Annotated in this window: 8 protein-coding genes and 1 pseudogene; 5 read left to right on the top strand and 4 right to left on the bottom strand. The window is 71.9% G+C overall.

Annotated features, from left to right (window positions below; translation table 11 throughout):
* Positions 1-492: 492 nt before the first annotated feature.
* Entirely contained in the window at positions 493-2040 is a 1548-nt protein-coding gene (locus tag ACGFZQ_RS24505) for an MFS transporter (RefSeq protein WP_393842082.1), read from the bottom strand.
* 189 nt (positions 2041-2229) lie between these two features.
* Between ACGFZQ_RS24505 and ACGFZQ_RS24500 the strand changes: the two genes are divergently transcribed.
* From ACGFZQ_RS24500 to ACGFZQ_RS24490, 3 genes are all read left to right on the top strand, one after another.
* Complete coding sequence (locus tag ACGFZQ_RS24500; protein WP_393842081.1) at positions 2230-2853, top strand: TetR/AcrR family transcriptional regulator; 624 nt, start codon at positions 2230-2232, stop codon at positions 2851-2853.
* 82 nt (positions 2854-2935) lie between these two features.
* The gene (locus ACGFZQ_RS24495) at positions 2936-3637 is read left to right on the top strand and encodes a ribonuclease HII (protein WP_351728448.1); all 702 of its coding nucleotides are present in this window, start codon (positions 2936-2938) and stop codon (positions 3635-3637) included.
* Positions 3638-3705: 68 nt separating this feature from the next.
* Entirely contained in the window at positions 3706-4332 is a 627-nt protein-coding gene (locus tag ACGFZQ_RS24490; protein WP_393842080.1) for a hypothetical protein, read from the top strand.
* Positions 4333-4744: 412 nt separating this feature from the next.
* Here ACGFZQ_RS24490 and ACGFZQ_RS24485 read toward each other — a convergent pair.
* The 3 genes and pseudogenes from ACGFZQ_RS24485 to ACGFZQ_RS24475 form a co-directional block, all read right to left on the bottom strand.
* Positions 4745-5737: pseudogene (locus tag ACGFZQ_RS24485) on the bottom strand (IS110 family transposase); the annotation flags it as partial.
* A gap of 246 nt (positions 5738-5983) precedes the next feature.
* Positions 5984-6604: a hypothetical protein gene (locus ACGFZQ_RS24480; protein ID WP_393842079.1), complete on the bottom strand. Its 621-nt coding sequence runs from the start codon at positions 6602-6604 to the stop codon at positions 5984-5986.
* A 285-nt stretch (positions 6605-6889) separates the two neighbouring features.
* Entirely contained in the window at positions 6890-9055 is a 2166-nt protein-coding gene (locus ACGFZQ_RS24475; protein WP_393842078.1) for a RecQ family ATP-dependent DNA helicase, read from the bottom strand.
* Between the two features lie 129 nt (positions 9056-9184).
* Between ACGFZQ_RS24475 and ACGFZQ_RS24470 the strand changes: the two genes are divergently transcribed.
* Entirely contained in the window at positions 9185-10681 is a 1497-nt protein-coding gene (locus tag ACGFZQ_RS24470) for a DUF4192 domain-containing protein (RefSeq protein ID WP_393842077.1), read from the top strand.
* 353 nt (positions 10682-11034) lie between these two features.
* On the top strand, positions 11035-13146 hold the full coding sequence (locus tag ACGFZQ_RS24465) for a glycogen debranching N-terminal domain-containing protein (protein WP_393842076.1): 2112 nt from the start codon (positions 11035-11037) through the stop codon (positions 13144-13146).
* Positions 13147-13246: the final 100 nt, after the last annotated feature.

Raw genomic sequence — 13246 nt, 5'->3', positions numbered from 1 at the left:
CGGGGGACCGCAGTCGGTGCTTGACCGCCCGGCGCACGTAGACCGTTCGAGTCGGGCCTTTCGTGATCTGTGGGGCCTGGGGTTGCCGTAGTGGGGCCTGGAGGGTGCCGTGGTGCTGGGAGGTGCCGTGGGGCGAAGTCGCCCCCGGCCGTCTGAGAGGCGCAATGGTCCGGTGGCATACCCCGGCACCGCAGCGGACCCGATGCCCTGGGATCACGGTTCCCGGGTACGACCGAAACTCTCCGTGCCCGATGGGAACTCTCCGTGACCGCCGGGCGTTTTCCTGGCATCCGCTCCGCGCTTCGTCCGAGTGCGGACGGCGGAGCCGGAAGTGGAGCCGAGGGGAGGGTGTTGGCGGTGTGGGTCGGAGTGGTTGTTCTGGTGGTGTTCGTGGTGCTGTCGGCCGTGGTGCGGATGGCCGGACCTCCGCCTCTGCCGTCTGTCCCCTGGCGGCAGTCCGGCCATCCGCGACTTCGCGCGGACCCGGTGGGTTCAGCCCAGCCCGGGGCCGGCCGTGCCGGCGAGGGCTTCGAGGTCGCTCTTGCGGACCTTGATCACCAGCCAGGCGGTGAGCAGGCCGAGCCCGGCCATGACGGCGGCGGGGACGAACGCGGTCGAGATCCCGTGCGCGAGCACCTCGTGTCCCCAGGGCGCGGGCAGCTGGTGGGACTTGGCGAATGCAGCCTTCTGCTCCGGCGAACCGTCGGCGAGGAACTTCGGCAGCTGCTTCTTCGCCTCGTCCTTGCTGGCCGAGCCGAAGACCGTGGTCAGGATCGACAGGCCCAGCGAACCGCCCACCTGCTGCATGGCGTTGAGCAGTCCGGAGGCCGCTCCGGCCTCGTGCTGGGCGACCCCGGAGACCGCGGTGACGGTCGCGGTCACGAAGTTCAGGCCCATGCCGAAGCCGAAGATCAGCATGGGTCCCAGCACCCCGCCGAGATACGAGCTGTCGGGCTTGATGAACGTCTGCCAGGTGAGGCCGACGGCCACGAGCGCGGAGCCGGTCATCATGAACGGCTTCGGGCCCAGGACGGGCAGGAACCGCTGCGACAGCCCGGCGCCGACGGCGATCGCCACCGTCACGGGCAGGAAGGCCAGCCCGGCCCGGATCGGGCTGTAGCCCAGCACGTTCTGCACGAACAGCACGATGTAGAAGAACATGCCGAACATCGCCGCGGCCAGGCTCAGCATGATCACGTAGGTGCCGGAGCGGTTGCGGTCGGCGAACATCCGCAGCGGGGTGATGGGTTCCTTCGCCCGGGTCTCGATGAAGACGAAGGCCAGCAGAAGCACCACCGCTGCGCCGAAGGACCCGAGGGTCAGAGCGTCGCGCCAGCCCTCCTCCGAAGCCCGGATGAAGCCGTACACCAAGGAGACCATGCCCAGCGTGGAGGTCAGCGCGCCCGCGATGTCGAACCGGCCGGGATGCCGTTCGGACTCGTTGATGTACTGCGGGGTGAGGGCGACGATCAGCAGCCCGATCGGCACATTGACGAAGAACACCCAACGCCAGTCGAGCCAGTCGGTGAGCATGCCGCCGGCCAGCAGGCCGATGGCACCGCCGCCCGCGGAGACCGCGGCGAACACGCCGAACGCCCGGTTGCGCTCCGGGCCTTCCGGGAAGGTGGTGGTGATCAGCGCCAGCGAGGTCGGCGACGCGATCGCGCCACCCATGCCTTGGAGGGCGCGGGCGGCCAACAGTTGCCAGGGTTCCTGGGCGAGACCGCCGAGGAGCGAGGCGAAGGTGAACAGCAGGATGCCGGTCATGAACACCCGGCGCCGGCCGAGGATGTCACCGGCTCGCGCCCCGAGCAGCAGCAGACCTCCGAAGGTGAGCGTGTAGGCGCTGACCACCCAGGTGAGGTCCGTGGTGCTGAACTTGAGCGCGTCTTGAATGTGCGGGAGGGCGATGTTCACAATCGTCGCGTCAAGTACGACCATGAGCTGGCAGGCGGCAATCACGGTGAGTGCGATGCCGGGGCGCCCCTGCCGACGGGCCGCGCCAGGCTTCTGATCGGATATCAGTTGAGAGGTTGTCACTATGGGTCCCCCACGAAGGTGTTAGTGAACGCCAGCGTTCACTGTCGCGTCAACGGTAGTGAGTCGTCGGTAGAGAACGCAAGCGTTCACTTAACTGCGCGTCGCGTGTCGCGTCCCCCCTTGTCGTCGCGCGCCGCACCTCCCCCGCTCCGGAATCCCCGCTTCCCCTCGCTCGCTGGAGAAACTCAGATGGTTACCTCGCGCTGGACTGCCGCTCCTCCTCAGGCGGCCTCCCCGCGTCGGCGCGGTGCGGTCCTCGAACGCGCGATCCTGGACGCCGCCCTGGAGCAGCTCAGCACCGTCGGCTGGAACGGCCTCACCATGGAGGGCGTCGCCGCCGGTGCGCAGACCGGAAAGGCGGCGGTGTACCGGCGCTGGCCCTCGAAGGAGGACCTGGTCGCCGACGCGCTGCAGGCCGGTCTGCCACGTTTGGAGGAGGCCCCCGACCTCGGAAGCGTGCGCGAAGACCTGCTGGCGCTGTGTCGGCAGGCCCGGGACGCGATGTTCTCGCGCCCTGGCTTCGCGCTGCGGTCGGTGATTCACGAATGCGATCCGACGCAGGTCGAGCGCTTCCATGGCGTGATCTTCGACGGGGTCGTGGGGCCGACCACCAAGCTGATCGGTGAGATCATCACCCGCGGGATAGAGCGGGGGGAGGTGCGCGCCGACGCGGCCAACGACTATGTCCTCGACGCCATTCCGGCGATGATGATGTACCGCAACAAGATTTCTGGAAGCGAATGGAACGACCAGGAGGTCGAGCGGATGATCGATCACTACATGCTTCCGCTGCTGCTGTCGCACGGCGCCTGACCCACCGCTGCGGCGGCCCGCGCTCCTGTCGGGGAAGCCGGGGTGTCGCTCGGGGATCAGTGCGGCGTACCCTAAGGGCGCCATGCCGTACGAACCGCCTACTCACACCGTCGAGCGCTCCCTCCGCGCCACGACCGGAGCGAAGGTCATTGCCGGTGTCGACGAGGTGGGGCGCGGTGCCTGGGCCGGGCCCGTCACTGTCTGCGCCGCGGTCACCGGTCTTCGCCGGCCGCCCGACGGCCTCACCGACTCCAAGCTGCTGACCGTCAAGCGTCGTACGGAACTTGCCGAGACGCTGCGGACATGGGTCACGGCCTACGCCCTGGGTCATGCCTCGCCGGAGGAGATCGACAGCCTCGGCATGACGGCCGCACTGCGGCTGGCCGCGGGCCGTGCCCTGGAGGCCCTCCCGGTCCGCCCCGACGCGGTCATCCTCGATGGGAAGCACAACTACCTCGGTGCCCCGTGGCAGGTGCGCACGGTCATCAAGGGTGACCGATCGTGTGTGGCCGTCGCGGCGGCCTCGGTGATCGCCAAGGTTCAGCGCGACAAAATGATGGCCGAACTGGGTATCGACCATGCAGACTTCGGATTTGCGGACAACGCCGGGTATCCGTCACCCGTGCACAAGGCCGCACTGGAGGAGCGGGGCCCCACCCCGTACCACCGGTTGTCGTGGGCGTATCTTGATGCGCTGCCCCAGTGGCAGCACCTCAAGAAGGTGCGCAGCTGGGCGGAGGGAAGCGTTCCGGAGATCGAGGGTCAGCTCGGCTTCGACTTCTGACGTTCCAGTCGCACTGTTGTGCCACCCAGTTCACGTGACCTGCACCAACGTTTGATAGATATCAGCTCATGCCTCTCATTCCCGAGGAGCCTCAGATTCACGAGAGTGCCCAGGGTCCCCGCGCCACTCCGGCCAGTGGCCGTACCGCGCCGACCCCCCGTCCCGTACCCGGCCCCCGCCCCGCGGCTCCGTCGCGTCCCGGTCGTCCCGGCCCTCTGCGGCCGACGCCGCCGGTGCAGCGCACGCCGCGTGACGTGGCCAAGCCAGGCCCGTCCGGTCCGGCCGTGCCCGCCGCGGCAGCGGCGGCCCCGCAGATCCAGCTGATCCCGGCATCGGTCGAGAGCGCTCTCGACTCGGCCGAGGAGGCAGTGGACCTGCTTCTCGAATCGGGTCGTGCCCCCGGTGACGTGCTGGTGATCACCACCGGCGCGCAGCATCCGTGGGCCGACCACGAGCTGTCCTTCGGCGAAACCTCCTACTGGGCGCAGCATGACGCGGGCGACGACGTCTTCTACGCGGACGCCGCCGTCGCTTCCCGTGCCGCGACCCGCCCTGTGGTCGTGGTCGCCGTCAACGGCGGTTCCGACGCCGTCGCCGCCACCGCCCTGCCACTGGCCCTCTCCCGGGCCGGTGCCCTGTTGATCGTCTGCGGCGACCCGCAGCGGATCAACTCGGTGCTGGGCGCCGGAGTCTGAGCCGCCTCCGGCGCCTCCGGGACTCCGGAGGTACCGAAGGAGCCGCAGCGACGGACTCGCACAGTGGTGCTTTCGGCATGCCCGGACGCCGGGCGAGGGGCACCCCCCTTCGGGGGCGTGGCCGTTCGGTGTACGGAGCATCCGAGCGCGGGCACCCGGCCGGATCAGTGCCGTGCCCGGACAACGGGATGTCCTGTGCGTCCCGGAGCACGGTGAGCGACCCCGCTGAGCACACCGTGCGGCACGCTTCAGCGTGCCGTGCCCGGTGGTGCGTGCTCGGCCGGTGCCCCCGCGCGGGGGGTGCCCCTAAGTCCTTCGTCAAGCTGTCGTGATGATGGCCGGCATGACGGATGAGGTTCAGGGTTCGGGCCGTGGGAGCCGCCGGGGGTGGACACCGCTGCACTTCGCGGCGCTGCTTGTTTCCTCTCCGGAAAGGTTGTTCGCCGCGGATCGAGGAGCCCGAGCTCCGGGTCGCCGGGGCGAGGCCGGCGTAGGCGGCGAGGTGGCCGACGGTCGGGAAGGTGGTGCCGTCGCCGACCTCGATGAGGATCCTGGCTCCGGTCCTGACGCCGGCTCCCGGCATTGACGTCAGGGACTTTCGCAAGCGGGTGGGCCTCCAGGAGTTTCTCGATCCGCTCGGCCAGCAGCTTGCGCTGGTCGAGGACGGCGGTGAGCGAGGCGGCCAGGCTCGGGACGATCAGCGCGGCCGCCTCGGCCCCCGGAACGGTGACGGTGTGCTCGTCCAACGCGTCGAAGATCTCATCGGCCAGCCGCTCGGCCATTTCGGCGTTTCCGGCCGTATCAGCGTGATCAGTCGTCGTCGACCGGCCTCGCGGATCTGGGCCGGTGACCCGAACCGCTCCAGGAACGTGAGGACGGCCGGGCGCTGCAATCGCGGTCCCAGGACCCATTCCGACGAGGGGTGGATCTGGGTCAGCGGGCTGTGGAGGCGGGTGGCTTCGCCGGTCAGGTCGTCGTCCAACCCGACGATCATCTCCAGCTCGGCGATCGCCTCATCCTCGTCGGCGATGGCCCGCAGGGTGTGCGGCATCGTGCGGGCAGCATCGGCGATGATGAACGCGTCCTTCGCGCCGGTCTTGGCCTCGCCCGGGTAGAGGTCGGCGATCCGCCGCATCGTCAGTCCCGCAAGACGGGCGACCGGGCAGTCCATGTCCCGCGCGACCGCCAGCGACAGAGCCCTGATCGAGGCCGGCTGGCCGACGACCACAAGCACGGTCCCGTGCTTGGCCTGGAACTTCGAGAACAACTCGCGGAGCCTGGGCTCGGTATGGGGCAGGCGCTTGTCGAACGCCTTCTTTCCGGCCGGGGTGACGGCGGTGGCGTGGTGTTCGCCCTTGCCGACGTCCAGGCCGAGGAAGACGTCGATATCGCCGGTGTCGATCACGTGCAGGCCCCTCCATCACACTTTCGTCCGGCCCTGCCAGTGCACCGAGCTGCCACATCCACGTTACGGAGAGCTCTTCCGGCCCGGGTGAAGCCGGTGCTCAAGCCCCTCATCAGCGGTCCGTCGACGCCTCCGGGCCCGGTGACACCACCTCCCGGATCATCAACAACAGGAGGGGAAGTCATGCCGGGCCCGAAGGCCGCAGGCCCCGTTGCGGAGCCACGAAAACGGTGACGGGGGGCGGCTTCAGCGGGCGGCCGCGCGGCGCAGTACCTCGGAGGCGGCGCCGCCGGTGCGCGGTGAGAGGGGCACGGCCTCTGACAGGGCGAGGGGTTCGGGAGGCGAGTCGGCATTCGGGCGCCGCCCGCCGCGGCCCTCGCCGAGCACCTGCCAGCCGTCGTGGGTCAGCGTGATGTATGCCCCGCAGCGCAACCCGTGCAGAGTGCAGGCGTCCCGCAGCCCCCACATCCAGGCACCGTCCTCCTCCGTCCAACGCGCGTCCCCCTCGCGGCAGTAGAGCAGTACGGCCGTCCGCACCGGGGTGCGGCGGCGCAGGTCGTGCGGGATGACCCGGCGCAACTGGGCCAGCAGCGCATTGCGGAACATCCAGCCGTCGGCCTGGGCAGAGCGCCGGGTGAACGAGGCGCTCGCACACAGCCGTTCCTCCGGGTCGAGGACGGCCACGATCGCCGTCGCCGGCTTGGGACGGTGCCGGGCATGCAGCCCGCTGACGACCTCACGAGGGTTCCGGAGCAGCGGTATGCCGGCATCGGCCCACTCCGCGGGCTCGAGCAGACGGCTGGCGGAAGCGGCGGACGCGGAAGTCGACAACGATGCCGCCGAGGACGGAGCGAATCCGAAGGTCACGTTCCTCCCTTCGGCTACGCGCCCACACAGCGGGCGAGATCGGATTCGGGGGAGCGCGCACCGCAGTAAGGCCCAACCGGATCACGGACGAGCCGTGCGGGGAGCGGACTTCAATTCTTCCTGTCGAACTGGGATGCGGCAACGAGCAAATGGGGCCACCGACTGTTATCTGATGGTACGTGGCTTATATCCCTACCCGGTCAGGCACCGGAGGAACCTGGGACGTTCGAGTCAGGCACGTGCGTACGCCGCACCCGGTGCCGTGTTCGAACAGCACCGGGTCGATCAGCCCTGAACGGCCAGGACCAGCGGCAACACCCCACGTGCCCCGGACCTCCGCAGCATGCGCGTCGCGACCGCCAGCGTCCAGCCGGTCTCGGTGAAGTCGTCGACCAGCAGAACCGGACCCTGCGCCGCGGCGAGCGCGGTGGCGAGGACGGGCGGCACGGTCAGCGCACCGTCGAGGGCCTTCAGACGCTGGGCACTGTTGCTGCGCGAGACGTGCGGCGCCTCGCCCGCGTACTCCACGGAACCCAGCAGGGGCAGTCTGCCGATCTCCGCGATGCGGGCGCCCAGGGAATCGATCAGCCGGGGCCTGGAGCGCGAGGCGACGGTGACGACACCCACCGGGCGCGGCTGCGCGTCTGCCGCGCCCGGGGCCCATCCGCCGGGGCCCTTCGCCCAGTCGGCCAGCACTTCCACCACCGCGCGGGCGACATCGTCCGGCACGGCCGTGTCCGGGGCCTGGGGCGCGAGCAGCGGCCGTAGCCGGTTGCCCCAGCCGATGTCCGACAACCGCCCCAGGGCCCGCCCCTGCGATGCCTGTTCACCGGCCGGAATGCGCCCCTTGAGATCGATGCCGATGGCCGGCAGGCCGGTCGGCCACATCCGGCGGGGCTCCACCTCGACCCCCGCGCGGCCGAGGTCGACCCGTGCCGCGTCCAGTGCGGCCGTGGAGGTGTCCGCCGTGAAGCGCGGCCGCGCGCAGTTGTCGCAGCGGCCGCAGGGCTTCGCTCCCTCGTCGTCGAGCTGGCGCTGCAGGAACTCCATCCGGCAGTCCGTCGTGGCCGCGTACTCGCGCATCGCCTGCTGCTCGGCCGCGCGCTGCCGTGCCACCCAGTCGTACCGCTCCGCGTCATACGTCCACGGCTGTCCGGTCGCGATCCACCCGCCCTTGACCCGCTTGACGGCGCCGTCCACGTCGAGAACCTTCAGCATGGTCTCCAGCCGGGAGCGGCGCAGTTCCACCAGCGGCTCCAGCGCGGGCAGCGACGTGGGGCCGCCGGCCCGGGAGAGGACGTCCAGGGTGCGGCGCACCAGATCCTCCGACGGGAAGGCGAGCGAGGCGAAGTAGTCCCAGATCGCCTCGTCCTCCCTGCCCGGCAGCAGCAGTACCTCGGCGTGCTCGACACCGCGCCCCGCGCGGCCCACCTGCTGGTAGTAGGCGATGGGGGAGGAGGGCGAGCCCAGGTGCACCACGAACCCGAGGTCGGGCTTGTCGAAGCCCATGCCGAGGGCCGAGGTGGCGATCAGCGCCTTGACCCGGTTGCCGATCAGGTCGTCCTCGGCCTGCTGCCGGTCGGCGTTCTCCGTCTTCCCCGTGTACGACGCCACGGCGTATCCACGCTGCCGCAGGAAGGCGGTGACCTCCTCGGCGGCGGCCACGGTGAGCGTGTAGACGATGCCGGAGCCCGGCAGTTCGTCCAGGTGATCCGCGAGCCACGCCATCCGGTGTGCGGCGTCGGGCAGCCGCAGCACACCGAGACTCAGGCTCTCCCGGTCCAGCGGCCCGCGCAGCACCAGGGCGTCCGAGCCGCCACCGGTGCCGAGCTGCTCGGCCACATCCGCGGTCACGCGCGCGTTGGCCGTGGCGGTGGTCGCCAGCACCGGCACACCCGGCGGCAGGTCGGCGAGCATGGTGCGCAGCCGCCGGTAGTCGGGACGGAAGTCATGGCCCCAGTCGGAGATGCAGTGGGCCTCGTCCACGACGAGCAGTCCGGTCGCCGCGGCCAGCTTGGGCAGGACCTCGTCGCGGAAGTCGGGGTTGTTGAGACGCTCCGGGGACACCAGGAGGACGTCGACCTCACCGGCCGCGATCTCCGCCTGGATCGCCTCCCAGTCCTCGGTGTTGGAGGAGTTGATGGTGCGGGCGTGGATGCCGGCCCGGGCCGCGGCGCCAACCTGGTTGCGCATGAGCGCGAGCAGCGGGGAGACGATGACCGTCGGGCCGCTGCCCGCGGCCCGCAGCAGCGAGGTCGCCACGAAATACACCGCGGACTTCCCCCAGCCCGTGCGCTGGACGACCAGGGCCCGTCGCCGGTCGGCGACCAGCGCCTCGATCGCCCGCCACTGGTCCTCGCGCAACCGGGCCGTGCCCGTGTCGTCGCCGACGAGACGGGCGAGGACGGCATCCGCCCGCGCCCGGAGTTCCGCGTTGCTCGTGTGCTCCATGCGTCCCATACAACAGGACCGGACCGACAGCCGGGCGGCCTGTGGATGAGCCAGACGGCTTTGTCGTGTCCCTGATTCGACTTATCCACAGGCAAACCGGAATCCCGAGATCCGCGAGATCGTCGGCGCATGACGAATCACAGCGAAACCACCGGACCCTCCGAAAACGGCGACATCACAGGAGGTGCGGAGCCCCTCGGCCGATCCGCCCACGACACCCAGATCACCCTGCGCACCCCGGCCGAACTGGCCGACGCGCTGCCCTATCTGCTCGGGTACCGCCCCGAGGACAGCATGGTGCTGGTGGCCCTGCACGACCGGGGCGGCCGCGGCCGCTTCGGCGGACGGGCCCGGCTCGGCATCCCCGCGAACAAGGACGACTGGGAATCGGCGGCACACCAGCTGGCCCAGGGCCTGATGACGGGCAGCGAGCGCCGCGGAACCCGCCCCGAGCAGATGGTCGCCTACGTCTGCCAGGAACCCGCGCCCGGCGAAACGGGCCGGGACGTCATGCAGCGGCTCGCCCCGCTGGCCCAACTGCTGCGCACCGAGTGCGGGCGCCTCGACGTGCCGGTGATCGAGGCGCTGTGCGTCTCGGAAGGCCGCTTCTGGTCGTACTGCTGCCCGGCCGATGAGTGCTGTCCTCCCGACGGCGCCCCGATGGGCCTGCCCGGCACCTCCGTGCTCGCGGCCGCCGCCACCTACGCCGGGATCCAGGTGCGCGGCACCCTGCGCGAGCTGCGGGCCAGGCTGCAGCCCCGGGAGACCGGCGCCGCGCTGGAACAGGAGACCGCCCTGGACCGCGCCGGAATGGCACTGGTGCCCCGCATCCTCTACGACGCCTCCCGCGCGGAGGTGGCCGAGGAGACACTCGCCCTCGCCGAGCGGATCATGAGCCGGTACGCCACCGCCACCCCGGTGTCCGGCATCCACCAGGCGGACCTCCGCGACGACGCCCTGCTCGTCCACGAGGAGGCCGCGATGCTGATCCTAGGACTGCAGGACCGTACGACCCGTGACCGAGCGGCCGCCTGGATGGAGGGCGACGAGGCCGGACCCGCTCTGCGCCTGTGGCGAGCCCTCGCCCGCCGCTGCGTCGGCCCGTACGGCGAACACGCCGCCGCTCCCTTGACGCTGGCCGGCTGGGTCGCCTGGTCGACCGGCGACGACCTGGAAGCGCGGGAGGCCCTGGCGATGGCCCTGGGTGCGGACCCCGAATATCTCTTCGCCCGTCTGCTGCACCAGGCCTGCAACGAGGGCCTGGACCCGGAGTCGATCCGCCGCTGCCTGCGTACGGAACGCGCGGGGCGTGAGCCGGCGGACAGCACGCAAGCCGTCGGCGACACCGCTCCGGTCGAGCCGGTCGCCGGCCACGAACCGACCGCCTCCGAAACCCGAGATCGCCACCGTCCGCGCACCGAAGACGGGCCCGACCTGCGGCGGCCACGGCCGACGAGTACCCGTCCGCGGCCGACGGGCGCGGGTCACACCCGCACCCGCCCCGGTTCGTCCAGGCCGGGCGACGGCACACGCACCCGCGCGGCGGAGAAGAGCGACACCCGAGGCGGCCGGACCGCGCGGGAGGACACCCGCACCGGGAAAGGCCGTCGCGAGGGGGACGAATGAACGAGGACCGGCCAAGGGCGGCATACGGACGGGAGTGGGCCGGTGCCGTCCGCCGCTGGACACGCAACCTCGTCGGACCCGGGCGGCGCCGTGACCGCTCGCCCGTCGGCCGGCGCCGAATCGGCCCGTCGGTCTTCGGCGTCCGGAAGCACCGCACGTCCGGACCGAACGACGTCTCCCCGCACCGTCGCCCGATCGGGCTCGACGGGCGGGGGCGTGACCAGGAGGAGCCTTCCTCCGTTCACCTGAGTGGCGGAACGCCTGGACGGGCTGTGCCGTCCCCGGTCCCTCCGGAGCCCTCCGTCCGGCGCCCAGCACGTCCAGGGCGCACAGAGCGTAGAAGGAGCCTCCCCATGCATCAGCCGACTCCGCCCTCCACCGCCGACGCCAACCACCGGCTCCGGGACGGCCCACCCTGGCTCCCGCCGGCCGAGGGAGTCTCGGGACAGCCGCGCAACCGGACAATCCGCCCCACGCCCCCACGACCGGCTCCGGGCGCCCAGGGGCCGGGGCACGTCGGCGGGCTGCCGCCCACGCACACCGCCCTGATCTGCGTGGCGCTGCCCGGCCTCGCCATCTCCACGGAGCAGGGCCAGTTGACCGGTCGCGGCCTGGAGGGGTTCTACCGGGCGGGCCGACGGCTGCTCGCGCGCTGCCAGGTCCGTGTCGCCGGCCGCGAACCGCTCCCCGTGCAGGCCCGGATGGCGGGGTCGGACTCCGTCCGCTTCGTGGGCACCCTGCGGGCCTCACCGGCAGCCGGCCCGGATCCGGACGTCGTCGTGGAACGGACCCGCCACGCCGAGGGCACCGAGCGCATCACCCTGTACAGCTCCGCGCGCCACCCCCTGCGCCTGCCGCTGGAGGTGGCCCTCGGTACCGACCTCGCGGAGCTGAGTGCCATCGCCGCCGGCAGCCCCGGCCCCGAACTCCCGCCCAGCGTCCACGACTCCGGCCTGCGCTGGACCACCTCCACCGGCAACTCGTCGGTCACGGCGGACCCGCCACCCGCCGACGCGCTGGCCTCCGCGGGACTGCTGCGCTGGGAGTTCGAATTGCCCCCGGGTGGAACGGCGAGCGTGGAACTGCGGGTGCGTCCTGATGGCGCGGGTCCCCTGCGCGCCGTGGGACGCGCGGCCACGAGCCCACTGGCGCCGGCCAGGGCCGCGGGCGACGATCCGAGAGCCGGGGCGCTGCTCAGGACCAGCATCGAGGATCTTCAGGCGCTCCTGCTCCGCGACCCGGCGCATCCCTCCGACACCTACCTCGCGGCCGGGGCGCCCTGGCGCTGTGGTCTGGCCCCGGCCGAGGCGCTCGCCGCCGCCCGGATGACCCTGCCTCTCGGCACCCGCCTCGCCGCCGGCACGCTGCGCACCCTGGCCCGCACCCAACTCCGCGGCCCGGGACCGCAGGCCGGCATGATCCGCGGCCCGCGCCGCGACGCCGGAGCACATCTGCCGCCGGGCTGCACGGGTACGGAGGCCACCCTGCTCTTCCCCGTCCTGCTGGCGGAGGCCCGCCGCTGGGGGCTCCCGGACCAGGAGACGCGGGAACTGCTGCCCGTGGCCGAGCGCTGCCTGGCCTGGCTGCGTACCACGGTGGGCGACCGCACCTACCTCTGCGACCCGCAGCCCGGGGGCCCCGCGCGCAGCGAGACCCAGGCCCACGCCCACCGGGCCGCGGTGCTCGGCGCCGACCTCCTCGACGCGTACGACCGGCCCGGCGGCGCCGGACTGGGGCAGTGGGCGGAAGAGCTGAGGAAGGCGTTCCAGGCGGACTTCTGGACCGAGGACAGGGGCGGCGGCCGTCCGGCGGCGGCGCTGACCCCGGACGGCCGCCCCCTGACCCACCTCGGCTCCACCGCCGTCCACCTGCTCGACACCGGGCTGCTCGGTGCCGGCAGACCGGCCGTCGGCCTGCTCGACAAGGTGCAGACCGAGCAGCTCGCCCGGTTGCTCGGGGGGCCGGCCCTGGACTCGGGGTGGGGGCTGCGTGGACTGGGGGCCAAGGAGGCGGGACACAATCCGTTCGGGCATCGGGCCGGCGCCGTCCGGGTCCAGGAGACGGCACTCGCCGTCGCCGGGCTGGCGGCCGCGGGCTACGAAAAGGAGGCGGGCGGGCTGCTGCGCGGCCTGCTGGCGGCGGCCGAGCACTTCGGCCACCGGCTGCCCGAGATGTTCGGCGGTGAGCAGCGCACCGACGGGAGCGCGCCCCTTCCGCATCCCGCGGCCTGCCGTCCGGCGGCCACAGCGGCCGCCTCCGGGGTGCTGCTCCTCACCACGCTCGCCGGTATTCGCCCCGACGCTCCGGCCGGGACGGTCACCCTCCGGCCCGTTCACAGCGCGCCCCTGGGCGAACTGGGCCTGACCGGCTTGCGGGTGGCCGGCGCACCCTTCTCGATACGGGTCAGCCGACTCGGCCTGGCCATGGTCGAGGAGGCCGCGGACGGCCTTCAGCTGGGGGCGTGACCCCGTGGGCGACCTTGCGGGACGTGACCGCCACGACGAACGGGTGGCCGGACGTCGGACGCCTGCCGGAACGAACCGTGAGGTGCATACCGGACCGAAG

It is taken from the genome of Streptomyces sp. NPDC048254, assembly GCF_043201895.1.
Taxonomy (GTDB): Bacteria; Actinomycetota; Actinomycetes; order Streptomycetales; family Streptomycetaceae; genus Streptomyces.
Note: the sequence above shows the minus strand (reverse complement) of the source record. Positions and strands in the feature narration are given on the sequence as shown.